Annotated in this window: 20 protein-coding genes; 11 read left to right on the forward strand and 9 right to left on the reverse strand. The window is 61.5% G+C overall.

Annotated features, from left to right (window positions below):
- From SM764_RS09875 to SM764_RS09900, 6 genes are all read left to right on the forward strand, one after another.
- The gene (locus tag SM764_RS09875) at nucleotides 1-1686 is read left to right on the forward strand and encodes an ABC transporter ATP-binding protein (protein ID WP_065271722.1); all 1686 of its coding nucleotides are present in this window, start codon (nucleotides 1-3) and stop codon (nucleotides 1684-1686) included.
- Complete coding sequence (locus tag SM764_RS09880) at nucleotides 1683-2849, forward strand: M20 aminoacylase family protein (protein ID WP_369001680.1); 1167 nt, start codon at nucleotides 1683-1685, stop codon at nucleotides 2847-2849. Before SM764_RS09875 ends, SM764_RS09880 begins: the two co-directional genes overlap by 4 nt.
- Before the next feature lie 2 nt (nucleotides 2850-2851).
- A complete protein-coding gene (locus tag SM764_RS09885) occupies nucleotides 2852-3994 on the forward strand; it encodes a M20/M25/M40 family metallo-hydrolase (RefSeq protein WP_369001681.1) in 1143 nt (380 codons plus the stop codon).
- A gap of 255 nt (nucleotides 3995-4249) precedes the next feature.
- Nucleotides 4250-5221 carry a TRAP transporter substrate-binding protein DctP gene (dctP, locus tag SM764_RS09890; protein ID WP_274833223.1) on the forward strand — a complete coding sequence of 324 codons (972 nt, stop codon included), beginning with the start codon at nucleotides 4250-4252 and terminating at the stop codon, nucleotides 5219-5221.
- 63 nt (nucleotides 5222-5284) lie between these two features.
- On the forward strand, nucleotides 5285-5785 hold the full coding sequence (locus tag SM764_RS09895) for a TRAP transporter small permease (protein ID WP_369001682.1): 501 nt from the start codon (nucleotides 5285-5287) through the stop codon (nucleotides 5783-5785).
- An 11-nt stretch (nucleotides 5786-5796) separates the two neighbouring features.
- Nucleotides 5797-7113: a TRAP transporter large permease gene (locus SM764_RS09900; RefSeq protein ID WP_369001683.1), complete on the forward strand. Its 1317-nt coding sequence runs from the start codon at nucleotides 5797-5799 to the stop codon at nucleotides 7111-7113.
- Between the two features lie 117 nt (nucleotides 7114-7230).
- Here SM764_RS09900 and SM764_RS09905 read toward each other — a convergent pair whose 3' ends face one another.
- From SM764_RS09905 to phnD, 6 genes are all read right to left on the reverse strand, one after another.
- Complete coding sequence (locus tag SM764_RS09905) at nucleotides 7231-9669, reverse strand: ATP-binding protein (protein ID WP_369001684.1); 2439 nt, start codon at nucleotides 9667-9669, stop codon at nucleotides 7231-7233.
- A gap of 238 nt (nucleotides 9670-9907) precedes the next feature.
- On the reverse strand, nucleotides 9908-10828 hold the full coding sequence (locus tag SM764_RS09910; RefSeq protein ID WP_369001685.1) for a sulfite exporter TauE/SafE family protein: 921 nt from the start codon (nucleotides 10826-10828) through the stop codon (nucleotides 9908-9910).
- 188 nt (nucleotides 10829-11016) lie between these two features.
- Nucleotides 11017-11826: a phosphonate ABC transporter, permease protein PhnE gene (gene phnE / locus SM764_RS09915; RefSeq protein ID WP_065271714.1), complete on the reverse strand. Its 810-nt coding sequence runs from the start codon at nucleotides 11824-11826 to the stop codon at nucleotides 11017-11019.
- Nucleotides 11826-12620, reverse strand: coding sequence for a phosphonate ABC transporter, permease protein PhnE (gene phnE / locus SM764_RS09920; RefSeq protein WP_065271713.1), 795 nt, complete (start codon nucleotides 12618-12620; stop codon nucleotides 11826-11828). The genes phnE (SM764_RS09915) and phnE (SM764_RS09920) overlap by 1 nt, the downstream gene beginning before the upstream one ends.
- Nucleotides 12617-13390, reverse strand: a complete 774-nt coding sequence (phnC, locus tag SM764_RS09925; RefSeq protein WP_065271712.1) for a phosphonate ABC transporter ATP-binding protein — start codon at nucleotides 13388-13390, stop codon at nucleotides 12617-12619. Before phnC ends, phnE (SM764_RS09920) begins: the two co-directional genes overlap by 4 nt.
- Before the next feature lie 123 nt (nucleotides 13391-13513).
- Complete coding sequence (gene phnD / locus SM764_RS09930) at nucleotides 13514-14497, reverse strand: phosphate/phosphite/phosphonate ABC transporter substrate-binding protein (protein WP_274830442.1); 984 nt, start codon at nucleotides 14495-14497, stop codon at nucleotides 13514-13516.
- Nucleotides 14498-14745: 248 nt separating this feature from the next.
- Here phnD and SM764_RS09935 point away from each other — a divergent pair, with 248 nt between their 5' ends.
- The gene (locus tag SM764_RS09935) at nucleotides 14746-15468 is read left to right on the forward strand and encodes a response regulator (protein WP_065273612.1); all 723 of its coding nucleotides are present in this window, start codon (nucleotides 14746-14748) and stop codon (nucleotides 15466-15468) included.
- Nucleotides 15469-15474: 6 nt separating this feature from the next.
- Complete coding sequence (locus SM764_RS09940; protein ID WP_369001686.1) at nucleotides 15475-17994, forward strand: ATP-binding protein; 2520 nt, start codon at nucleotides 15475-15477, stop codon at nucleotides 17992-17994.
- On the opposite strand, the gene SM764_RS09945 is transcribed toward SM764_RS09940, so the two are convergent.
- The 3 genes from SM764_RS09945 to SM764_RS09955 are packed head-to-tail and all read right to left on the reverse strand — an operon-like array spanning nucleotide 17991 to nucleotide 20422.
- Complete coding sequence (locus SM764_RS09945) at nucleotides 17991-19214, reverse strand: CaiB/BaiF CoA transferase family protein (RefSeq protein ID WP_369001687.1); 1224 nt, start codon at nucleotides 19212-19214, stop codon at nucleotides 17991-17993. The genes SM764_RS09940 and SM764_RS09945 overlap by 4 nt on opposite strands.
- Nucleotides 19211-19633 (reverse strand): PaaI family thioesterase, encoded by a 423-nt coding sequence (locus SM764_RS09950; RefSeq protein ID WP_369001688.1) that lies wholly within the window; start codon nucleotides 19631-19633, stop codon nucleotides 19211-19213. Before SM764_RS09950 ends, SM764_RS09945 begins: the two co-directional genes overlap by 4 nt.
- 3 nt (nucleotides 19634-19636) lie before the next feature.
- The gene (locus SM764_RS09955; protein ID WP_369001689.1) at nucleotides 19637-20422 is read right to left on the reverse strand and encodes an IclR family transcriptional regulator; all 786 of its coding nucleotides are present in this window, start codon (nucleotides 20420-20422) and stop codon (nucleotides 19637-19639) included.
- Nucleotides 20423-20571: 149 nt separating this feature from the next.
- Here SM764_RS09955 and SM764_RS09960 point away from each other — a divergent pair, with 149 nt between their 5' ends.
- Genes SM764_RS09960 through SM764_RS09970 form a run of 3 tightly spaced genes read left to right on the forward strand, consistent with a single transcriptional unit; the run spans nucleotide 20572 to nucleotide 23836 of the window.
- Nucleotides 20572-22131 (forward strand): acetate--CoA ligase, encoded by a 1560-nt coding sequence (locus tag SM764_RS09960; RefSeq protein WP_369001690.1) that lies wholly within the window; start codon nucleotides 20572-20574, stop codon nucleotides 22129-22131.
- Between the two features lie 37 nt (nucleotides 22132-22168).
- A complete protein-coding gene (locus SM764_RS09965) occupies nucleotides 22169-23305 on the forward strand; it encodes an FAS1-like dehydratase domain-containing protein (protein ID WP_274831201.1) in 1137 nt (378 codons plus the stop codon).
- Nucleotides 23306-23347: 42 nt separating this feature from the next.
- A complete protein-coding gene (locus tag SM764_RS09970) occupies nucleotides 23348-23836 on the forward strand; it encodes a TRAP transporter small permease (RefSeq protein WP_369001797.1) in 489 nt (162 codons plus the stop codon).
- The last annotated feature ends 15 nt before the right edge of the window (nucleotides 23837-23851 follow it).

Genomic DNA, 23851 nt, shown 5'->3' on the forward strand with positions numbered 1-23851 from the left:
ATGCAGTTCAAATCCAAGGACTTCTCGCAGGCGGAACAGGTTCTGACCATTCGCGGCCTGACCGTCGGCCTCAGCGGGACCAGCATGACCGATCCGGTGCTGCGCGGCATCGATATCGACATTCGCGCCGGTGAAACCCTGTGCCTGGTGGGCGAAAGCGGCTCGGGCAAATCGGTGACCTCGCTGGCGACCATGGGGCTGTTGCCCAAGGGCGCGCTTGAGATCACCGGCGGGCGCATCGACCTCAAGGAGGTGGAGATCACCGCCGCCAGCGCGTCGCAGATGCGCGAGCTGCGCGCCAAACGCGTGGCGATGATCTTTCAGGAGCCGATGACGGCGCTGAACCCGGTGCTGCGGGTCGGCGAGCAGATCGAAGAGGTGCTGAGCATGCACACCGATCTGTCGGCAGCTGAGGCCAAGGCGCGCACGCTCGACATCATGGAGCAGGTGCACTTGCCGGATGTGCAACGCATCTATTCCGCCTTTCCGCATCAGCTTTCGGGCGGGCAGCGGCAGCGGATCATGATCGCCATGGCACTGGTGCTGGACCCGGATCTGCTGATCGCGGATGAGCCGACAACGGCTCTGGATGTCACCACCCAGCAGCAGATCCTAAAGCTGATCGCCGAGATGCAGGAGCGCCACGGCACCGCTGTTCTGTTCATCACCCACGACATGGGCGTTGTGGCCGAGATCGCTGATACCGTCTGCGTCATGCAGCAGGGCCAGATCGTGGAACGCGCGCCGATTGCCGAGCTGCTGACCGCGCCGCAGGAGGACTATACCCGCAAGCTTTTGCAGGCGGTTCCGAACCTGGCGCCCCGCGCCCCGCGTGCGCCCACGGGCGCTGAGCCGGTGCTGAAAGTCGGCGGGCTGGAAAAGGTCTATGGCGGCGGCGGTGTCTTCCGAAAGAATGACGAGGTGCATGCCGCGCAGGATGTGAATTTCGACATTGCGCCGGGACAGACCCTTGGCATCGTTGGCGAAAGCGGTTCTGGAAAATCCACCGTTGCGCGCTGCATCATGCGGCTGATTGATCCCACGGACGGCTCTGTCGCGGTTGCGGGCACCGAAGTCGCGCGTCTAAGCCGCCGCCAGTTGCAACCCCATCGCAAGCATTTCCAGATCGTGTTTCAGGATCCCTATCGCTCGCTGAACCCGCGCTGGACCGTGGCGCGCTCGCTGTGTGAGGGGCCGATCAACTTTGGCACCTCGAAAGACGAAGCCATGGATCATGCCGGTGATCTGATGGAGCTGGTGGACCTGCCGCGCAACGCGCTTGACCGCTATCCTCATCAGTTCTCTGGCGGGCAGCGCCAGCGCATTGCCATCGCGCGGGCCGTAGCCATGCGGCCGAACCTTCTTGTGGCGGACGAGGCGGTTTCGGCATTGGACGTCAGCGTACAGGCGCAGGTGCTGGAGCTTTTGGACGACGTGCAGGCGCGTTTTGGTATAGGCATGTTGTTTATCACCCACGATTTGCGCGTGGCTGCCCAGATCTGCGACGATGTCATCGTCATGCAGCGCGGCCGCGTGGTGGAACAGGGCCGCGCCGCCGATGTACTGGCGAACCCGGCCCATGAATATACCCAGAGCCTGATCGAGGCCGCTCCCGGCCGCCATTGGGACTTTGCCAACTTTCGCGCCCTTCCCGGCGCGTCACAGATAGCAGGAGACTATGCATGAGCGTTCTTCCCAAGATTGAGGATTTCGCCGCCGAGCTGACCGCGATCCGTCAGGATCTGCACGCCCATCCCGAGCTGGGATTTGAAGAAACCCGCACCTCTGGCATCGTGGCAGAGCAGCTGCGCGCCTATGGCGTTGACGAGGTTCACGAAGGTCTGGGCGGTACCGGCGTTGTCGCGATCATCAAGGGGCAGGGGGGCGGCAACCGTCGCATCGGCCTGCGCGCCGATATGGATGCGCTGCCCATCGTCGAGGCGTCCGGCGTTTCTTTTGCCTCGACCAACCCGGGCAAGATGCATGCCTGTGGCCACGATGGCCATACCACCATGCTGCTGGGGGCTGCGCGCTACCTGGCTGAAACCCGCGATTTCGACGGTACCGCCGTTCTGATCTTCCAGCCCGCCGAAGAAGGTCTTGGCGGCGCCCGCCGGATGATTGAGGAAGGCCTGTTCGAACAATTCCCGGTCGATGAGATCTACGGCATGCACAATAGTCCCAATGGCGAGCCGGGGCGGGTGGAGATCACGCCCGGCCCGGCGATGGCCGGGGCCAGTTTCTTTGACATCACCGTCTCCGGCACCGGCAGCCATGCCGCCATGCCACACCAGTCGAGGGACCCGATCGTGATTGCCACCGCGCTGGTGCAGCAGCTGCAAAGCGTCGTCAGCCGCAACACGCCGCCCACCAAACCGTTGGTTCTGTCGGTGACCAAGTTCAACTCCGGCTCTGCATATAACGTGGTTCCGGACAGCGCCAGCATCGCCGGCACCATCCGCTATTTCCACGCCGATGTGATCGAAATGGCCGAGGCCCGCATGAAGGAACTCTGCGCCGGTATGGCCTCGGCCTATGGGGTGGAGATCGAGGTGTCCCTGCGCAATGTCTTTGACGTGCTGCAGAACGATCCAGAGCTGTCTCAGGCCTATATCGAAGCTGCCGCAGACATCGTTGGCCCCGATATGGCGGTGATCACCGAAGATCAGGCGACTGGCTCGGAAGACTTCGCCGATATGCTGCAGGTGGTGCCGGGCGCCTACTGCCGCGTGGGTCACGCGGGTACCGTGCCGCTGCACAACCCCGCCTTTGTGCTGGATGATGCGATCCTGCCTGTCGGCGCTTCGGTCTATGCGCGGATCATCGAAACCCGTCTGAAAAGGAACTGAGCATGACGAAAGATCCCTTGGATCTGCCCTTTGACGCGGATGAGATGCTCGAAGGGCTGCGGCTCTGGGTGGAGACCGAGAGCCCCACCTTCGACGCCGCGGCTGTGAACCGCATGATGGATGTTGCGCAGCACGATCTGGCGGCGCTGGGCGCACGGGTCGAGCGTATTCCGGGCCGTATGGGGCTGGGCGATAGTGTGCGCGCGACCATGCCGCATCCCCGTGCGGGCGAAGGTGGCATTCTGGTGCTAGGTCACCTTGATACTGTGCACCCGGTCGGTACGCTGGAAAAGCTGCCGTTCCGGCGCGAGGGCAACCTTTGCTATGGTCCCGGGATCATGGACATGAAGGGCGGCAACTACGTCTACCTTGAAGCCATGCGCCAGATCCTGGCAGCCGGGATCGAAACACCCCTGCCAGTGACTTTCCTTTTCACCCCGGATGAGGAAATCGGCACCCCAATGGCCCGCCGCCTTATCGAGATGGAAGCCGCGCGCCACCAGTATATCCTGGTGCCGGAACCGGCGCGCCCCGATGGTGGCGCGGTGATCGGGCGCTATGCGATTGCGCGTTTCAATCTGCAGACCAGAGGGCGGCCAAGCCACGCAGGCTGGGCTTTGTCCGAAGGGCGATCAGCTATTGCCGAGATGGCCCGCAACGTGGCGGTGATCGAAGGCATGACCAACGAGGACTGCACCTTCTCTGTCGGGGTGTTCAACGCCGGGAAATGGGTCAACTGCGTGTCCTCTGTCTGCGATGCCGAGGTGCTGACCATGGCCAAAACGCAGGAACTGCTGGATGAGGGCGTCGCAGAGATGATGGCGCTGAACTCGACCGAGGGCGATGTCATCATGGAGGTGCGTCGCGGCGTCACCCGCCCGGTCTGGGAGCCGGATCAGCCCGGCACAATGGCGATGCTGGAAGTGGCGCGCGACATCGCGGGTGACATCGGGTTCGAGCTGCCCGCAGGCTCTGCCGGGGGCGGATCGGACGGCAATTTCACCGGCTTCATGGGGCTTCCGACCCTCGATTCCATTGGGGTGCGCGGCAAAGGTTTGCATACCCTGAACGAGCATATCGAGATCGACAGCCTCGTCGAACGTGCCCGACTGGCCGCAGGGCTGTACTGCCGTCTGGGCGCCTGATCCGGTCGCGCTGGCTGCCGAATATTCCGGTTGCAAGATGTGATCCCCCGGCCTTGGAAAGAGTCGGGGGATTTTTAGTAAGACCCTGCAATACATGTATAAAAAATACTTGATTTTGCACATAAATTACTTGAGGCTTGAAATTTCAAGCATAAAGTAAAAGCCAGATGGTCCGCCATCGCCAGGCCGCCCAAACAACAACCGGACGTTCAAAAAAGTCCACCGGCGCGCCTGATTTCAGTCAGGGAGACACACATGACTTTCCGTTCATCTGCCGCCACCATTGCGCTTGTCGCGGCCACCGCTCTGGGAACATCTGCCGCGCAGGCGGAGGAGGTGTCGCTGCGGGCTGTCACCGCATTTGCTACCGGCACCACCTTCTCGCGCGATTTCGAAGCCTTCGTCGACTGGGTGAACGAGAACGGCAAGGGCGTGGTCCAGATCGAGCTTCTGGGTGGTCCCGAAGCCGTGCCGCCGTTCGAACTGGGCAACGCGGTACAGGCTGGCATCGTCGATATTGCCAACAACACCACCGCCTACTACCCGAACCTCGTGCCCACTGGCGATGCGCTGCATCTGGCCCAGAACACCATTCAGGAGCAGCGTGAAAACGGCTGTTATGAACTGGTCGACAGCATCCACCAGGACCAGATGAACGTGAAATATCTCGCCCGCGTCGGCGATCACATGAACTATCACCTCTATCTGACCAAACCGCTGGAAGGCCCCGACCTGACCGGTTTGACGCTGCGCACCACGCCGGTTTACCGCGCCATGTTCGAGAAACTGGGCGCCACACTGGTCCGCACCGCCCCGGGCGAGGTCTATACCGCACTGGAGCGCGGTGCGATCGACGGATACGGCTGGCCCAGCCAGGGGGTTCTGGATCTCGGCTGGCACGAACAGACGGCCTATCGCGTCGATCCGGGGTTCTATCAGGTCGATGTGAATTTCCTCGTCAATCTCGACGCTTGGAACGGTCTGGATGACGAACAGCGCGCGCTGCTGGAAAAGGGCGCGGCCTGGATCGAAGAGCAGAACGCCATGAACGTCGAACGCAACGCGGACGAGGCAAAGGCACAGGCAGATGCCGGTATCAAGACGCTGACCTTCGAAGGGGAGGCCGCTGCGACCTGGAACACCACCGCTCAGGAAGAGGGCTGGGGCGAGGTCATGAAGATCGACGCTGATCTTGGCGCAAAGCTGCAGGCCTGCCTGCTGAAGTAACACGAGAGGGGCGGCTCTGGTCGGGGCTGCCCCTCTCCAGAGCCGCCCCCAATCGGAGCCGCCATGACACTCTTCGACAAACCCTTTTCGGCGTTGCTGCGCGCTCTGGCTGTGTTGAGCGCGGGCCTGATCGCGGCAATCACGCTGGTGATCCCGCTCAACGTTGTTCTGCGCAATCTTGGCCTGCCGGTGATCTACGGCGCGCTTGATGCGATTGAATACGCCTTGATGGTGGCAACCTTTCTGGCGGCGCCCTGGGTGCTGCACATCAATGCCCATGTGCAGGTCGATCTGATCACTCGCGCCCTGCCGCCTGCCGCGCGGCGCGGCGCATTGGTGATGACCTGCCTGATCGGCGCGGCGACCTGCTCGGTGATGGGCTGGTACGCGTTCGAGGCACTTGTGCAATCGCAGGGCCGCGGCTCCATGGTGCGCACGGCCTTCACCTTCCCCGAATGGTGGACCTTCATCCCGCTACCCGCGTCGATGCTGCTCTGTACCCTTGAATTCCTGCGCAAGATTGCGCGTCCGGTGCAGGATGATGCGCCGCTGACTGGCCTCTGAAAGACCTGCTGATGGATTGGATTGTTACGCTTTCTTGGATGCTGGGCGGTCTGGCCGCTCTGCTCCTTCTGGGGCTGCCGGTGGCCTTTGCCTTTATCACCGTGACCATGATCGGAGCCTTTGAAATCCTCGGCGGAGATCGGGGCCTTTTGCAGCTGGCGCGCAATGCCACGCAATCGGTTGCGAATTTTCAGATGGCGCCGATTCCTCTGTTCATCCTGATGGGGGAGATCCTATTCCAGACCGGCATCGCCCATCGCGCCATCGACGCGATCGAGCGGGTGGTGACCCGGGTGCCCGGGCGCCTGTCGGTGGTGACGGTGTTTGGTGGTACGATCTTTGCGGCGCTGTCCGGTTCGACGATTGCCAATACCGCGATGCTCGGCTCGACCATGATGCCGGGCATGCTGAAACGCGGGTATCACCCGACTATGGCCATGGGGCCGATCATGGCATCGGGCGCCATCGCCATGCTGATTCCACCCTCGGCCCTTGCGGTTCTGGTGGGCAGCCTTGCGGGTATCTCCATTTCTGGTCTCCTCGTCGCAGGCGTTATCCCGGCCTTGCTGCTGGCGGGCTCTTTCGTGGCTTATATCATCCTTCGCAGCCTGATGGACCCGCGGGTCGCGCCGCCGGATGATCTGCCGACGATGTCCCTATCCGAACGGTGGCGGCCGTTCCTGATCTACGTGGCACCGCTCAGCGCCTTGTTCGCGGTGGTGATCGGCAGCCTGCTTCTGGGGATTGCGACCCCGACCGAATCCGCCGCCTTGGGGTGCCTTGCGGCGCTGGGCGCAGGGGCCGCCTACCGGGCGCTGACGTTTGAGAAGATCGGCAAGGCCCTGATCGAGACGGTGAAGCTGTCGGTGATGATCCTGTTCATCATGGCCGCCAGTCAGACCTTTTCGCAGATCCTGTCCTTCAGCGGCGCCACCAACGGATTGATCAAGGCGATCAACGCGGTGGATCCGACCCCGGTTGGCGTGCTGATCGGCATGATCGTGATCCTGCTGCTGCTTGGCTGCTTTATTGATCAGGTCTCGATGCTGATGGTGACGGTGCCGGTCTTCGTGCCACTGGCCGCGCAACTGGGGATCAATGATCTGGTGCTTGGGGTTGTCTACCTGCTGACGATGGAGATCGGCCTGCTGACGCCGCCATTCGGCCTGTTGCTGTTCGTGATGCGCGGGGTCGCCCCTGACGGGATCGGCATGAAGCAGATTTATGCGGCCGTGACGCCGTTTCTGGTGATCAAGCTCGCGATCCTTGCGCTGCTTGTTTGGCAGCCAGCATTGGGTACATGGCTGCCGGGGCTGATGATGGATTAAGGCCCTGATTTGGAAGATTGTTTGCAAAGTGAAGGGGGCCAGCGTTCTGCTGGCTCTCATGCAAATAAGGGGCCGGTTTGGCATCAAAGGCAGAACCAGATGGCCCCATCAAGATCGCTAGACCTTGCTGGGGCTTGCGGCCCGGGCAGCGAGGTTGGTCAAACAGTCTGACAGGTCCTGAAACCGGATCGGCTTGGTCAGAACATCATCGAAACCGGCGGCCTTGAGCTCTTCGATCTGATGCGGCATCGCGTTGGCCGTGAAGGCGACGGAAGGCGGCATCTCTCCGCCCGTGTCCGCGACGTGTCGGTGGATCTTGGCAAGCGCCTCAAGACCGCTGAGCCGCGGCATTGATATATCGAACAGCAGACAATCGACCTCCTGCGCCTGCCAGGTATCGAGTGCCTCTTGCCCGTCCGAACACATGATCGGGTCATGGTCCAATTTGGACAGCATCTTTTTCAGGATCAGACGGTTGGTGGCGTTGTCCTCGGCAACGAGGATGCGCATCGGAGCGGCAGGGTGGGAGGTGGTCGCGGTGACAGCCGTTGGTGTTTCTTTTGCCTCAGTCGGGGCAGTACCGCGTTGCAGCGGCAGGATGACACGCGCTTCGGTCCCACGTCCCTGCTGCGACTCTATCTGAAAATCGCCGCCCATCATCTCGGTCAGTTCGGTAACGATTGCCAGCCCCAGACCGGTGCCGCCAAATGTTCGGGTGATCGAGTTGTCGGCCTGTTCGAACTTGTTGCGCACCCGGCGCAGTTGTTCTGGCGTCATGCCAATCCCGGTGTCGCAAACGCAAAGGTGCAGATTGCCTTCCGTGGACACCTTGCCTGTCAGGGTGACGTGGCCCTGATCCGTGAATTTCAGTGCGTTGCCGCAAAGATTATGGATCACCTGCCCGATCCGGCGCGCATCGCCGACCCAGGTGCCTTCCAGCTCAGGGGACATCTCCAGCCGCAGGTCCAACCCCTTTTGTTGGGCGACAGCCTGATGAATGCGCGCCACATCCCGCAGCACCTGCGCCGGGCTGAACGGGGCCGTGTCAAAGGTTTCCTTGCCCGCCTCGATACGGGCCAGATCCAGAATATCGTTCAGAATGCTCAGCAGTCCCTCGGCAGAGCCCTGAACCGCCTCGACCATTTCGCGCTGGGCCGGATCGAGTTCGGTCTGCGTCAACACCTGCACCAGCCCGAGGATGCCATTCATCGGCGTGCGAATTTCATGGCTCATATTGGCCAAAAACGCCGACTTGGCCGCATTCGCCGCCTCTGCCTGCGCCCGTGCCTGATGGAGTTCAGTGACATCCACCCGCAGTCCGACACAGCCGCCATCGGGGGTGCGTTGTTCGAAGACCCGGAAAACGCGCCCGTCCTCCAGAGTTACCAGACTGGAGCCTGACGGGTTGCGGAAGGCCGCAAGGCGTTTCGCCAGGAACTCTTCCTCGCGTCCGCCTTCCGTACCGGCGTAATAGCCCTCATAGGCAGCCTTGCGCAGTATCACTTCGAACAATTGACCCGGTTTGACCAGGGGGGCTGTTTCAGCCGAGAACATGTTGACATAGCGGCTGTTGGCCAGCACCAGCCGTTCATCAGCATCGAAATAAACAAAACCATCGGTCAGCGCCTCGATGGCGGCCTGCAATCTGGCATGAGCGTCTCGGGCTGCGGTTTCGGCGGCAGAGCGTTCGGTCGTATCCTGCACGTAGCAGACGATCATCGGGCTGGTGTTAAACACCCGTTGCAGTGTGATCTCTGCCGGATAGGTCGACCCGTCCGCCCGCAGCATATCTGTGCTGATCCTGCGGTAGGTGTTTTGGCCTTGCATCAGGTTTCGCACCGTCATGCCAAAACGTTCCGGATCCAGTCTCGGATCAAGGTCCAGCGGCGTCAACTCGGTCAGCCGGTTCATCGAATAGCCGATGTTATCCCTTGCAGCCTTGTTGGCCAGGACGAATTTCCACGTGCCGGGATCGAGTACGTAGATCTCCTCGAGGCTCTCCTCCATGATGTCCGACCAAAACGCGATCCGGGCGCTCTGGGAGGCGGCCTCTGCAAGCCTCTGTTTGTCGCGATGTGCAAGCAGCAACGCACTCACTGCAGCGCTGATCTTCTCCAGGCCGACCAGAACCTCCGGCGAAAAGCTGCTGGGTTCCCGCCCCATGACGCAGACGGTGCCGATCGGCCGCCCCGGTTCAGGCTCAAGAAGGGCCCCGGCATAGGACCGGATATACGGCGGGCCCAATACAAGCGGATTATCGGTGAAGCGTTCATCCCTGTGGGTGTCGGGCACAAGCAGAGTGGTCTTGTCGCAAATCGCATGCCCGCAGAAGGACACCTGACGCGCGGTGCTCCGCGTCTCTCCCATGCCAGTGCTCGCAAGAAAGACCTGCTCGCGTTCCCCTACGATCGAGACAAGAGCAATGTCAGTGCCAGCCAGTTGCGCGGCCAGATCGCACAGGCCCTGGATTTCCGGAGTGGGATTCCGGAAGTCGATGCGCAGGTCTGCAATAAACTGCAACCGTAGATCATCGTCGAGAAACTGAGGTTCAATCATTGCTATCCATATCCGGCCCGGGAGGCCATCAACCCCTTGTGGGTATATTCGATAGTTCCTTTAGGAAGTTTCAATAGACGATCTTACGTCAGTCCCCAGCCGTGGCAAAATTTGCGCTCAGGGGACGGCCAAACAGCAGGTATGGTCAATTTTTCTTCGCTGAAGCGATGCGGAAGAATGCGGGCGCCGAAGGCTCTAGTTGCGAGAGAGCGAGGCGTTCAGGTGGCTGAGGCCAGCCTCACCCGATGACGCGGGTCAGCGAGAACAGCTCGGTCGGTTGCAAGGCCAGATCAAGCCCCAATTTCAGGCAGACGGCCAGCACCAGCAGCGCCAGAAGTATGCGCAGCTGTTCGGCCTTCAGGAGCAACCCGATACGGGTGCCGATCTGGGCGCCGATCACTCCGCCGACGATCAGCAGCACCGCCAGAACGGTATCGACCGTGTGGTTGGTATAGGCGTGCATCATCACCGTGTAGGCAGAGACGAATATGATCTGGAACAGGGAGGTGCCGACCACGACCTTCGTCGGCATGCCCAGGATATAGATCATCGCCGGAACCACGACAAAACCGCCGCCCACCCCCATGATTGCCGACAATACCCCGACGACAAAGCCGACGATCAGCGGCGGAAAGACCGAGATATAAAGTCCGGAGGTGCGGAACCGCACCCGCAGCGGCATGGCATGCACCCAGTCACGCCTGGTACCTTTGCGCTTTGGTGTTCCCGATTGTGCGCGTGCCTTGCGGATGGCGTTCAGGCTTTCGATGAACATCAGAGAGCCGACCAGCCCCAGGAAGAACACGTAGAACAGGTTGACCAGAAGGTCGACCTGCCCCAGCTGCCGCAGGGCGTCGAAGATGTAGATGCCAAGGGTCGAGCCCGCCAGCCCCCCGGCCATCAGGGCTAACCCCATGTGAAAATCCACCGTTCGGCGGCGGATATGGGAAAGTAGGGCCGAAAAGGAGGAGGCGACGATCTGGTTTGCGGATGTCGCGACGGCCACGGCTGGTGGAATGCCAATGAAGAACAGAAGCGGTGTGATCAGAAAGCCGCCGCCCACCCCGAATATCCCCGAGAGAATGCCGACAACCAGCCCAATGGACAACAGCAGGGGACCGTTGACCGACACTTCGGCGATGGGCAGGTAAAGTTGCATGGCAGGGTTTTAAACTCAGGCAGGGGACCCTTTTACGCCTAAGGCCAAGCTATCTGCGGCGCAAGACAAGGGCTTGCAAATGTGAAAAAGCCGTGGCGCTCTGGTCCCGGCTTGCCGATTGAACGGGGGGAGAGCTTGAAGAATGGCGGCCCACGTCGCGCGGGCCGCCACAAGTCACAGGATCCGAGTTACAAGACCTTTTTGCGAAGGAAGGAGGAGACCACCTCTCCCACCACCACCAGCGCGAGGATGGTCAGCAGGACCATGGCGACCTCTGGCCAGTTGAAGGTGTCGATCGCGCCTTGCAGGATCATCCCGATGCCGCCCGCGCCAACAAGGCCCAGCACGGTGGATTCGCGCAGATTGATGTCCCAGCGCAGGATCGCTACGGCGAAAAAGGCGGGCATCACCTGCGGCACGATGGCGTAAAGCACGATCTTGAACCGCGAGGCTCCGCAGGCCTCCAGCGCCTCCACCGGTTTGCGGTCGATTTCCTCGATCGCTTCGCCCAGCAGTTTGCCGAGGAACCCGATGGAGCGGAACATGATCGCCACGATCCCCGCCACGATGCCGGGGCCGAATATGGCCACGAACAGGAGCGCCCAGATAATGGTGTTCACCGACCGCGAGGAGACGAGGATGAACCGCCCGACCCACAGGGCGAACTTGTTCGGCGTGGTGTTCTGCGCGGCGATATAGGCAACAGGCAGCGAGACCACGACGGCGATCATCGTCGCCAGGGTGGCGATATTCACTGTCTGCCAGATTGCTTCAAGGATTGAGGGCAGGTTGCTCGGGTCCGGCGGCATCATCCGCCCGAACAGATCCGCCATCTGCGACGGCGCGTCCCAGACCCAGGCCCAGATCACGTCGATGCTGCTGAGTGCCCAGCCAACGATCAGCAGGGTCAGGGCCAGCCCGCCATAACGCATCAGGCGCTGGCGCAGGGTAAAGCGGGACCAATGGTCGAGCGTTTGGTTCAAAGACTGATTGGTCATTATGCGATCCGCTTCCTGATAAATCCGCTCACCGCCTCGGAGATCAGGATCACCCCGACGATGACCATGGTGATGGCGAGGGCAAAGTCGTAGTCGTAGCGCCCGAATGCATTGGCCAGCGTGGCGCCGATGCCTCCCGCGCCGACGATACCGACCACGGCAGAGGCACGCAGGTTGCTGTCCAGCTGGTAGATGCCAAGCCCCACCAGGCGCGGCATGATTTGCGGCATCACCGCATAGGCCAGAGTTGCGATGAACCCGGCCCCGGCAGAGCGCATGGCCTCGACCTGGCCAAAGTCGATTTCCTCGATCCGTTCGGCCAGCAGTTTCGCCACGAAACCGATGGAATAGACCACCAGCGTCAGCGCCCCGGCAAAGGGACCAAAGCCCACCGCCTTTACGAAGATGATTGCAACGATCACCGGGTGAAAGCTGCGCGCGACGATGATGATGCCGCGGCCCAGCAGATAGACCGGTTTCACCGCGATATTGCCCGCCGCCATGAAGGCCAGCGGCACCGAAACCGCGATGCCGCCCACGGTTGCCAGAATGGCGATCTTCAGGCTTTCCATGAAACCATCGAACAGCAGACCGGCGCGGTCAAAGCTGGGCGGAAATGCCCCGCTGAAGATGCGCTGGGCGCGGCTCATCCCGTCCGCCACACGGTCCCAATCGATGGGCAGGGTGGCCAGGGTCACGACGAAATAGATCGCCACGGCCGCATAAAGCCCGTAGCGCATCACCGGGTTGGCGATGAAGGGTGGCTTTTTCCAGGTGTCCTTGACCGTGCTCATGCCGCCGCCCCGACCTCGGCGCGGTCCTCTGCCGGAACGCCTGCATAGATTTCGTCCATTTCGTCCTTACCCAGCTGATCGGGCAGGTCGTCAAAGATGATCCGGCCATAGCGCATGCCGACGATGCGGTCGCTGTACTCCTTGGCCTCGGTCACATTGTGGATGTTGATGATCACCGGCAGGTTCAGCTCGTTCGCAAGATCCCGCAGCAGCGACATGATCTGTTCCGATGTCTTGGGGTCCAGCGAGGCGGTGGGTTCGTCCGCCAGGAGGATTTCAGGGCGCTGCATCAGGGCGCGTACCACACCGACACGCTGACGTTCACCGCCGGACAGCTCATCCGCGCGTTTGTCCGCGTAATGGGCGATGCCCACCCGCTCCATCAGTTCATAGGCGTGGCGGATGTCTTCGCGCGGATAGCGCCGGGTCAGCGCCGCCCAGGTCGAGATATAGCCAAGGCGCCCGGACTGGACGTTTTCCATCACCGTCAGGCGGTCGATCAGGTTGAAGCCCTGAAACACCATGCCGATCCGGCGCCGTGCCGCGCGCAGATCGCGGCGGCCAAGGGTGGTGAACTCGGTGCCGTTCAGGTTGATCGACCCCGAGGTCGGCTCGACCAGCCGGTTGATACAGCGCAGCAGGGTACTTTTTCCCGCGCCGGAGGATCCGATGACCGAGGTCAGCTGATCGCCCTCTACGGTCAGGTCCAGCTCCTTCAGCACCGGATCGCCCGATCCGTAGCGTTTGGTGAGTTTGGTGATTTCTAGCATGACGGCCTCTCGGACATAGCGCGGCCATGCCCCTGCCGCGTTGCCCATGGGAGCAAGCCGCGGGGGGCCGCAGGGGTGTCCGGCCGACGCCTGTGGTCGGCCGGATCTTCGGGTCTGGTGGGTTTAGTTCCCGGCGAGGCCCTGCGGCGTGTATTCCACACCGTTGGAGGCCTGGATCTGACGGATCACCGCCCATTGATCCTTGTAGGTGATCGGGATGAATTTGCTGACGCCTTCGAATTCGTCACCCAGTTTGGTGCCTTCGAAATCGAAGGTGAAGAAGGCTTCCTTGATCTTCGCGGTCAGCTCGGGGTCGAGGTTGTGCGCCACGTTGAACGAGGTCGTCGGGAAGGGGTCGCTTTCCCAGATCTTGCGCACGTCGGCGGTGTCATAGAGACCACGCTCGGCCATGCGGTCCACCACTTCGGAGGCCACCGGTGCGGCGTCATAATCGCCTGCGACCACGCCCAGCATCGACTGGTCGTGCGAGCCGGAATAGACTACTTCGTAGTCCTTGTCGGGCTCGACGCCCAGACCCGGGAACAGCGCGCGCGGTGCCTGGTTGCCGGAGTTCGAGGTCGGCGAGGTATGCGCCACGCGGCGGCCTGCCAGATCCTTCACTTCCTTGATGTCGCTATCCGCCTGGGTAAAGACCTGCAGCTTGTAACCGAACTGACCATCCGCAGCGCCCATGATGGCAAAGGGTACAGCGCCGGCCAGGTTCACCGCAAAGGGGGTCGGTCCGGTCGAGAAGCCCGCAACATGCAGACGGCCAGAACGCATCGCTTCGACTTCGGCCGAGTTGGACTGCACTGCGAAGAACTGCACGTCCTTGCCGGTGGTTTCTTCCAGATGTGCGATGAAGGGTTCCCAGATGTCGGCATAGACTGCCGGGTCTTCGACCGGCGTATAGGCAAAGACCAGGGTGTCGGGGTTGCTCAGCTTGGCCGGATCGGTGGGGGTGTCAGCCACCAGATCGCCGTTGGCATCGCAGTACAGCATGTCGAGCGCGCCGCGCTCGGCGCAGTCTTCGGCTGCGGTTGCGGTGATTGCGCTCAGCGTCAGTGCGCCCAGTGCCGTGGCGGCGCCGGTCCAGAATTTTACCATGTTTTCCTCCCTTGGAACGCCGGTGCCGGGAGTCACTCCCGCCATCGCGGCGCTGGTGGGGCGAAGATAAAGACCCGCATCCGGCGCATGCTAGGCGCGTATTGTTAATCAAACAGCGAGAAGCCAGCTTTCATGTTAACAATGTTTCAAACTGCATCACAGCTCTGTCGACCCGCTGGCGTATCATGGCGGGTCTTGGCAGTATGCCGCCCGCGAAGGCCGCAGGAGGTGCGGTGAGGGAGGATGTGATGCAGGACGGCAGGACAGAGCCGCTCATTGCCATTGTGGACGATGATCCGGACGTGCGCGAGACGCTGTCGGCGCTGATGCGCGAGAGCGGGTTCGATGCGGTCTGCTGCGCCGATATTCCCGCTTTTCATGCGCTGGGCGACCCGCCGCCAGTGGATCTGGCCCTGATCGATCTGCGGCTGCGCGGCGAATCCGGGCTGACGCTGGCGATCCATATCCGCGAGCGTTACGAGATCCCCATCGTGATGCTGACTGGTGTCGGGGATGAGATCGACAAGATCATCGGGCTGGAGACCGGCGCGGATGATTACATGATCAAACCCTTCAACCCGCGCGAGTTGGTGGCCCGCATCCGCGCCGTGTTGCGCCGTTATGGACATGGTCCAGCCAAACCCAGCGCCGCGCCGGGACAGCAAATCGCCTTTGGCACCCTGCGGCTGGATGTGCAATCCCGCCGTCTGCTGGACGCGGAAGGCGAGGAGATCCCGCTGACCAATGCCGAGTACCGGCTGCTTGATTATTTCGCCCGCAACCCCGACCGGGTGATCCCGCGTCCGGAACTGCTGGAGGAGCTCGGCTCGGACATGCAGCGCTACGTGGACAGGACCATCGACGTGCTGATCTTGCGTCTGCGGCGCAAGATCGAGGCGGTGCCGTCAAAACCGGTGCATCTGCAGACCCGCCGCGCGCAGGGCTATATCTTTCACCTGTCGCCGGGCTGACGTCGCATGCTCGCGCTTTCCCGTCTCAGCGTTCGGTTTCGCCTCTCTGCTGCCATTGCCGTTCTGTTCGGGCTGATCCTGCTGGTCAGCCTGATCGGCATGCGGGTGCTGAACCGGACCGAGATGTGGATGAATGTTCTGCATCAGGACACGCTGACCGAAGTGTCTGATGCGCTGGACCTGTCCCGCCGGGCGGCGGATCTGGCAACCTCTGCGCCGTTTCTTTATGCGCTGTTTCCCCCCTTCCAGCTGGAGCAGGAGGCGCAAAGCGTCTTGAAGAACCTGCGTAGCATCGAAGACCATGCCGCCCGCGACCCGGCGCTGGACCTTCCGCTGGCCCGGCTCAGGTTGGCGATTGATGATCTGACCACCGCGCTGGTGCCGCAGACCGCGCGCAAGGCGGAGCTCACCGCGATCGACCGGGACATGCTGCGTCTGAACGGGCGGGTGCGGCGGCTGTCGGGCGATACCACGCTGCCGCTGGCAGAGCGCGAAGTCTGGGCCGGTCTGCAACGACTGACCGCCAGCGCCATTGGCGCGGGGCGGGCGGATGCGCTGATCGAACTCGGTGAATTCACCCGGCGCTACAAGCGTGCCCGTGATCAGATCACTCCGCGCCTGACGCCTGTCCACCAAGCCACCTTTGACGAGATCGAAACAGCTCTCAGCCGCAGTGACAGCCTGTTCGTGCTGAAGCACCGCGAGCTTGCCGCGCAGCTTGATGCGGAGAACGCCCTGTTCCGTATCCGGCAGGAGGCGGGCCGCATTTCGACCTATGCCGAAGAAAAGGTCGCGCAGGCAGAGGCCCGCCTGTCGCAGGCGCGCGCAGAGACCTCCGACAACCTTGGCGTTGCCAAGAATTCCTTTCTGGCGCTGACCCTGATGAGCCTTCTGGTGGCAATCACCTCGTCGCTTTATGTGTCGCGCTATGTGGCCCGCAACCTGCGCCGTGTGGCTGATGCAATGCGCAAACTGGCCGCCGGGGATCACCGCAGCGATTTGCCCCGGGCCCGGGTGTCCGAGGATGAGATCGGTCAGCTCTTTGCCGCCTTTCAGGTATTTCGCGAAAACGCGCGCAAGCTGGACCGGCGCACTGGTCAGATCCGCCGTCAGAACGCGCTGTTCTCGCGTGTGTTCCGCAATATCAAAGACGGTGTCGCCATCAGTGCTGCCGATGGCCGGATCGAGGCCGAGAACGACAAGCTGCGCAGCCTGTTACGCCTGCCGCCGGAGGAGGCGGAAGAACCAGCGAATATGCAGGCGCTGATCGACCGCTCTGCCTTTACCCGGCAAGTGAGCGCAGGGGAGCGCGGTGGATTTGAGGAATACACCGATGCCTCGGGCCACGTTCTGGAGCTGCGCCATTCGCCGCTGCCCGATGGCGGGGCGGTCTGGTTGCTGTCGGAAACCACCGAACGCAAACGCATCGATGAACGGTTGGAGGAAATCCGCCGCGTTGAAACCCTGGGCAAAGTCGCCGGTGAGGTCGCCCATGATTTCGGCAATATCCTGTCCAGTATTTCCGGTAATCTGCACCTTCTGAAACGGGCGGATGACGAACAGGCCCGGTACCTGCGGACTCGCATCGGCTCGGCGGTGGATCTTGGCGTGTCCCTGACCGAGCGTTTGCTGGCCTTTGCCCGCAAGCAGCATCTGGAACCGCAGGTGACCGATCTGTCGATGCTGGTCGAAGGTATGGCCGACCTTCTGGAAATTGCTCTGCCGGAAAACATTTCGCTGGACTTTGATCTGTCGGCAGAGCCTGTCAATGCGCTGGTCGATCCGGGCCAGCTGGAAAGCGCCATTCTGAACCTCTGCGTCAACGCAGGTCAGGCGATTGAGGGAGCTGGCCGAATTTGCGTCTCGGTGGCGACGGGGCAGGATGGCGGCGCCCAGCTCAGCATCCGTGACGATGGCTGTGGTATGACACCCGAGGTGCTACATCGCGCAACCGAGCCTTTTTTCACCAATCGCAGCGACGGCAGCGGCACCGGACTGGGCCTGTCGATGGTCGATGGCTTCGTGCACCAATCCGGCGGGCGTCTGGACATCACCTCCCGCATCGAGCCGCCGGAGCGGGGCACCACCGTGACGTTGAATTTCCCGCCGCTGAAGGCTGAGGAGGCCCCACAGGAGGTCGCGCTGCAGGCGCCCGGTACGGCACTGGTGGTCGATGATGACCCGGCCTATCTCGACTCGGCCGGCAAGGCGCTAGAGCGGATTGGCTATACCCTGCACCGGGCCAGCAGTTTTGCCGAAGGCGCAGCGCAGATCCGGGAGTTGCCACAGCTTGACCTGCTGCTGAGTGATCTCAATCTCGACAATGGCGCATCAGGCTGGGATCTTCTGCAGCTAGGCGCCGGGCTGCACCCGGACTGCCAACTGATCCTGATGTCGACACGCCGAATTGGCCGGATCCCGGAAAGCCTGCGCGGCAGTCCCGGCCTGGCCTCATTGGCCAAACCGGTCACGGATGCGGACATCCGCAGTCTGATTTCCCAGACGGCGCAAAGACCTGAGGCCTAGCCTGCGCCGGGTGCCGCGGAGCGTGTTTCTAGGGCACGGGCCTCTGCCTCATCATATCCCAGCCAGTCCGACAGCACCGAACGCGTGTGTTCGCCGAGGAGTGCAGGCGCGCGCGCGGGGGCAGGGCCCTCGCCGTCGAACCGGATCGGTCCGCGCACCAGTTGCATGTCCCCCACGTCCGGGTGCGTCACGGTTTCAATCAGCCCGCGTGCTGCGACATGCTCCTGTTCCAGAGACTCCGCGATGCTGAGGATCGGCGCATTTGGAACGTCGAATTCGGTCAGCCGGTCCAGCCAGTATTCCGTGGTGTCTTTTTCCATGATTTCGCAGATTTCCGGCTCCAGCGCGTCGCGGTTCTCCAGCCGTTTTTCATACTCTGCGAAGCGTGGGTCGGTGATCAGATCTTCGCGCCCAAGGCAGCGCGCGAAGTTGTGCCAGAACCGTTCCGTCAGGCAGGCGACGATCACATGGCCGTCCCTGGTCGGGAAGGCGCCGTAAGGCACGATTGAGGGGTGACGGGTGCCAACCGGCTGCGGGCTGTTGCCACTTACAAAATAGATCTGGGAGAGATAACCTTGCATGGCAATCAGGCTGTCCAGCATGGCGATTTCCACGTGGCGCCCGTGACCCGTCGTGTTGCGTTCCACCAGTGCAGCGAGCAGACCGAACAGCGAAAAGATACTGCCCGCCATATCGCCGAGCGGAATGCCCAGCTTGTTGGGGGGCTGTCCAGGTTCGCGGTTCACATCCATCACCCCGGACAGCGCCTGCGCCACGATATCAAAGGCGGGTTTGTCGCCATGGGGGCTGTTGCGCCCGAAACCGGTGATGGAGCAATAGACCAGCCCGGGATTATCCGCCTTCAACGTCTCATAGCCAAGACCCAGCCGATCCATCACGCCGGGGCGGAAATTTTCGAGCACAACATCGGATTTGCGCGCGAGGTCACGGGCGATCTTTGCCCCCTCTGGCGATTTCAGGTCCAGCGTGATGCTTTTCTTGCTGCGGTTGAGGGCAATGAAATAATGGCTCAGCGGACCTTTGAAGGGCGGGAAGTTGCGAGTTTCATCGCCGCTGCCGACCGGTTCGACCTTGACCACTTCTGCACCAAGATCGGCCAACACCATGCTTGCATAGGGGCCGGACAGAATGCGCGAGAAATCCAGCACTTTGATGCCTGCCAGCGGTCCGCGTCGCTGGTCTTCCTGTTGCGTGCTCATGGTGTGTCCTTCTTTGCGATTATTTTCATGACGGCTGTTGCCGTGGCGATCAGGCGATCCCCTGCGGACAGATCCGCGTCCACGAACAGCATGGAGCGCGTCGCGTGGCGCAGGGTTGCGCGGGCTTCCAGCAGGTCACCGGCGCGCGCAGCGGTGACAAAGCGCGTATCCATTTGGAGGGTGACCGTCGGTTGCCGCTTGGCCGCATTCCAGGCCTCGATGGCGATGGCCTGATCCAGCACCCCGGTGACCACGCCGCCATGCACCGAACCGATGGCATTGCAATGGGAGGCATCGGTGCGCAGCCCATAGATATTGCTGCCATCCAGCGCCCTGGTCTTCAGGATGGGGCCGATCCCATCCATGAAGGGACCGGCCTTCAGCTCTTTCCAGCCTGTTTGTTCGGTGAATTGGGTCACTGTCTAGCTCCTCGTTTCGATTTGCATGGCTTCGATTTTGTCGCGCAACTTCAGCAGGGATTTCGCGAGCGAAGCGACTTGTTTGTCATCCATCCGCTCTGAAATACCGATGGCGACCAGAGAGCGGATCATCTGCCCGGCGGCGTTGAACACCGGCGCCGCGACAACCGTCACGCCCGAGATGTAGGTTCCCCTGTCCACCGCATAACCGCGCGCGCGGGTCGCCTCGATTTCGGTTAGCCAGTCGTCAAAGCTGGGCGGGTGATCCCAGACCAGTTTGTCAAAACCGCTGCGCAGCTCTTCGGGGTCGGTGACGTTGAATGCGGCAAACAGGCGGCCGGTGGCGCTGATCAGGATGGGAAAGCGGCTGCCAAGGTCGACCTGAAGGCGGAAGGGCAGGCTCGATTGCGACAGTGCGATGACCACCATCTGGGACGGTTCGGCCACCTGTGTCGCGATGGAGGTCACGCCGAATTTCTCGGATAGGCCAGAAAGCAGCGGCTGCACCAGAACCGAGAAGGTGTTCTTCTGAAGGGCTGAACGGGCCAGGGGCAGGATGCCGATTCCGATCGAGTAGCGTTTGGTATTCGAATCAAATTCGACCAGCCCCTCATCCTGAAGCACACGCAGAATGTGCAGACAGGTGCTGGGCACCAGTTCCAGCTCGCGGGCGATCGGATTGACGCCCACCGGTTCGTCCGAACGCGCCAAAAACCTAAGAATAGCAATGGCTCGCGTGACGGCGGGCACCTGTCTCTTGGTCGTGGTCTCTGCTGATTTTGCGGCCATTTTATACCTCTGTAACGCTTGATTTCATTGCGTATATACAATAATTATAGCGTATTGACAATAACATATCCTGATCCCTACCGTTGTCAACGAACACGGGCAGGCCGCGATGACGTGCTTGCCGGACGACGAAAGGGAGAGGATTGGCGATGCAACGCCTGACGGATTTCACATCCTACGCTGACGCGCTGACGCACTATTCGAAGGATGCGCTCTGGGCGCTCTTCGATGGGGATCGCGACAACTTCAACATTGCGCATGAATGCGTGGACCGCCACGCAGCGGGGGATCGCACGGCGCTGCGAATTGCGCATGCCTCGGGGCAGGATGAGATCATTTCCTTTGCGGAACTGGCCAGCCGGTCCTCCCAGGTTGCGCATTATCTGGTGTCGCAGGGCGTCCAAAAAGGTGACCGGATCGCGGTCATGATCGAGCCGTCGCTGCCCTTCTACTGCGTCATGTTCGGCGCGATGAAGGCAGGTGCCGTGGCGGTTCCGATGTTCACCCTTTTTGGGCCTGACGGGATCCGCCTGCGGGTCGAGGATTGCGCGCCGAAGATCCTGTTCACCAACGCAGAGAAGGCGCCGGAAGCCGTCGAAGGTGGCGCCGAACGGGTTGTTGTCGCAGATGCAGAGTTCCTTGATGGACTGGATGGTTTTCCCGGCGAATTCGAATGCTCGACCGCGGGTAACGACCTTGCCGTTCTGCAATACACATCCGGGACCACCCGCCTGCTGCCTGCGGCGGTGAAGCACAACCACCGTTCCATAGTGACGCTGATGGTCGCGGCGCTTTATGCAACGGGCATCCGCCCGGGCGATCGGTTCTTCTGTCCGTCCTCACCAGCCTGGGGGCATGGGTTCTGGCACGGCACGCTGGCACCGCTGGCCCTTGGCGTGTCGACCGGCACGTTCTCGGGCAAGTTTGACGCGGTACGCCTGTTGCAGGCCCTGCACGATTTCGAGATCAGCAACCTCACGGCTGCGGCGACCCATTACCGGATGATGCGCAACTCCGGCCGGGCAGAGGATTTCACCTATCATTTCGACAAGCTCTCCTTCACGGGTGAGCCGATCGACAGCGAAACCGCCGCCTATGTGGAACGTGTCTTCGGCACCAAGGTCCGCTCGATGTATGGCACCACCGAGATCGGTGTCATCATTGCCAATTATCCGGGTGCGAATGATCTGGAGGTGCGGGACGGTGCCATGGGCAAGGCCGTTCCCGGCGTCGAAGTGCAGGTCCAGCGCGACGATGGTTCGCCCTGTGACCCCGGAGAGACCGGTGAGCTCATGGTCAAAAAGGCGGGCAAGTGGTTCCCGACAAAAGATCTGGGGCGGGTCGATGAGGATGGTTATTTCTACCACGGCGGCCGGGCGGACGATGTCATCATTTCCGCAGGCTGGACCATCGGCGCAGTTGAGGTCGAAGATGCGCTGCTGAGCCATCCCGCCGTTGCCGAGTGTGGTGTGATCGGCGCCCCGGATGAGCTGCGCGGTCAGGTCGTCAAGGCCTACATTATCCTGAAAACAGCGGAGACTGCCGGGCTCAAGGAAGACATCCAGGAGCATGTCCGCTCCAAGCTCGCGCGGCACGAATACCCCCGCCAGATCGAATTTGTCACCGAACTGCCAAAAACCCCGGCAGGCAAGGTGAACCGAAAAATCCTGAGAGATCAACAAGCCAGGCAACTGGAAACCGCGGGCTGATCCGCGCGCACCAGACGTAATTCTAGGAGGAAAACGAATGAATGAAATGACCCGGAAATTTCCGAAGATCACCGAGGAAGGCCTTGACGATCTGCGCGAACGCGTTGGCGTAAAGATCGAAAAAACGGTCGAGCCCTGGTGCTATGAAGCGACCCGAGACAACATTCGCCACTACGCCCATGGCATTGGTGACGACAACCCGCTGTGGTGTGATCCGGACTATGCCAAGACCACCAAGTATGGCGATGTGATCGCGCTGCCTTCGTTCCTGTTCGCGACGAACCGGATCATCTCGGGCTATGTGGGTGGGCTGCCGGGCGTGCACGCGATGTGGTCGGGGGCCAACTGGAACTGGCACAAGACCATCACTCGCAACATGGAATTCCGCACCGAGGCCTACCTCAAGGATCTGGTCGAACACGACACCCGTTTCGCAGGGAAAGCCGTCCAGCAGATCTATCACGTCGATTTCTATGACACTGCGACGGGCGATCTTGTGGCGGATGCTGACAGCTGGTGCTTCCGCACCGACCGTGATCAGGCGCGCGAGAATGGCACCAAATATACAGAAGCCAAGGAGAAGGGCCGCCGTGTCTGGACCGAGGCCGAACTGCAAGAATACTACAAGTATTACGAGCAGGAAGAAATCCGCGGCGCCGAGACCCGTTATTGGGATGACGTTTCCGAAGGCACCGAGCTGCCGACCATGGTCAAGGGGCCGATGACGGCCACCGGCTTCATCGCCTATGCGCAGGGTTGGGGCGGTCTTTATATCCGGGCCAACAAGCTTGCCTGGCAGCTGCAGCAGAAACACCCGAGCGCAGGTCCGAAGAACCGCTACGGCATTCCCGATTGTCCCGAACGGGTTCACTGGGAAGAAGAATTCGCGCTCGAAGTTGGTGCGCCCGGCGCCTATGACTATGGTCCCGAGCGGACGTCCTGGCTGACACATCAGATCACCAACTGGATGGGCGATGATGGGTTCCTGCGGCAGGCGAAATGCCAGGTGCGTCGGCACAACCCCGAAGGCGACATCATCCTGATCCACGGCACCGTCATTCGCAAGTATGAGGAAGATGGTCGCTATCTGCTTGAAATCCAGCAACGTGCAGAACAGCAGGATGGCGAAATGTCCGCCATGGGCTCTGCAATCGTCGAGCTGCCCAAGCGTTAAGCCTGGGCGCTCGCGTCAACCAGAAGGGAGGCTGGTTTGACCATGATCGAACGCACGCTGAGAAAAATCGAGGACACCCTGCATCTTGCCGGGTGCCTCTCCCTGGTCGCCGTAGCGGTCTTGATCAACGCAGATATCTTGTTGCGTTTGATCGCGAACCGCCCGGTCCAGATCCAGTTCGAACTGACCGAACTCTACCTGATGCCTGCGCTGGCGACCCTGTCGCTGCCGCGGGTGTTCCGGGACGGTGGTCATCTCGCCCTGGATTTTGGCCCAGAGACCCTCCCCGGTCTTTGGGGAACGCTGCTGGCAAAGGCGCGTTTGCTTCTGCCTGCCGCCTTCTTTGCCGCGATCACCTTCATGTCTGCGAAATTTGCCTGGGGTGCCTTTGCGCATCACGAGGTCGAGTATGGCGTGATCGACTGGCCGCTCGGGTGGGCCTATGCCGTCGCACCTCTTGGGTGCGGTGTGCTGGTCCTGCGGCTGATCCATGATGTGTTCCGTCCTGCGGAGCCAGATCTCACCCGATAAACCAACAATGGGAGG

The sequence above is a fragment of the Pseudophaeobacter sp. 1A16562 genome (genome assembly GCF_041008785.1).
Lineage (GTDB): Bacteria > Pseudomonadota > Alphaproteobacteria > Rhodobacterales > Rhodobacteraceae > Phycobacter > Phycobacter gallaeciensis_A.

What these genes read in the sequence shown, in the direction of transcription:
- SM764_RS09875 (WP_065271722.1), top strand. Translation starts at nt 1, where the DNA reads ATGCAGTTCAAATCCAAGGACTTCTCGCAGGCGGAACAGGTTCTGACC.
- SM764_RS09880 (WP_369001680.1), top strand. Translation starts at nt 1,683, where the DNA reads ATGAGCGTTCTTCCCAAGATTGAGGATTTCGCCGCCGAGCTGACCGCG.
- SM764_RS09885 (WP_369001681.1), top strand. Translation starts at nt 2,852, where the DNA reads ATGACGAAAGATCCCTTGGATCTGCCCTTTGACGCGGATGAGATGCTC.
- dctP (WP_274833223.1), top strand. Translation starts at nt 4,250, where the DNA reads ATGACTTTCCGTTCATCTGCCGCCACCATTGCGCTTGTCGCGGCCACC.
- SM764_RS09895 (WP_369001682.1), top strand. Translation starts at nt 5,285, where the DNA reads ATGACACTCTTCGACAAACCCTTTTCGGCGTTGCTGCGCGCTCTGGCT.
- SM764_RS09900 (WP_369001683.1), top strand. Translation starts at nt 5,797, where the DNA reads ATGGATTGGATTGTTACGCTTTCTTGGATGCTGGGCGGTCTGGCCGCT.
- SM764_RS09905 (WP_369001684.1), bottom strand. Translation starts at nt 9,669, where the DNA reads ATGATTGAACCTCAGTTTCTCGACGATGATCTACGGTTGCAGTTTATT.
- SM764_RS09910 (WP_369001685.1), bottom strand. Translation starts at nt 10,828, where the DNA reads ATGCAACTTTACCTGCCCATCGCCGAAGTGTCGGTCAACGGTCCCCTG.
- phnE (WP_065271714.1), bottom strand. Translation starts at nt 11,826, where the DNA reads ATGACCAATCAGTCTTTGAACCAAACGCTCGACCATTGGTCCCGCTTT.
- phnE (WP_065271713.1), bottom strand. Translation starts at nt 12,620, where the DNA reads ATGAGCACGGTCAAGGACACCTGGAAAAAGCCACCCTTCATCGCCAAC.
- phnC (WP_065271712.1), bottom strand. Translation starts at nt 13,390, where the DNA reads ATGCTAGAAATCACCAAACTCACCAAACGCTACGGATCGGGCGATCCG.
- phnD (WP_274830442.1), bottom strand. Translation starts at nt 14,497, where the DNA reads ATGGTAAAATTCTGGACCGGCGCCGCCACGGCACTGGGCGCACTGACG.
- SM764_RS09935 (WP_065273612.1), top strand. Translation starts at nt 14,746, where the DNA reads ATGCAGGACGGCAGGACAGAGCCGCTCATTGCCATTGTGGACGATGAT.
- SM764_RS09940 (WP_369001686.1), top strand. Translation starts at nt 15,475, where the DNA reads ATGCTCGCGCTTTCCCGTCTCAGCGTTCGGTTTCGCCTCTCTGCTGCC.
- SM764_RS09945 (WP_369001687.1), bottom strand. Translation starts at nt 19,214, where the DNA reads ATGAGCACGCAACAGGAAGACCAGCGACGCGGACCGCTGGCAGGCATC.
- SM764_RS09955 (WP_369001689.1), bottom strand. Translation starts at nt 20,422, where the DNA reads ATGGCCGCAAAATCAGCAGAGACCACGACCAAGAGACAGGTGCCCGCC.
- SM764_RS09960 (WP_369001690.1), top strand. Translation starts at nt 20,572, where the DNA reads ATGCAACGCCTGACGGATTTCACATCCTACGCTGACGCGCTGACGCAC.
- SM764_RS09965 (WP_274831201.1), top strand. Translation starts at nt 22,169, where the DNA reads ATGAATGAAATGACCCGGAAATTTCCGAAGATCACCGAGGAAGGCCTT.
- SM764_RS09970 (WP_369001797.1), top strand. Translation starts at nt 23,348, where the DNA reads ATGATCGAACGCACGCTGAGAAAAATCGAGGACACCCTGCATCTTGCC.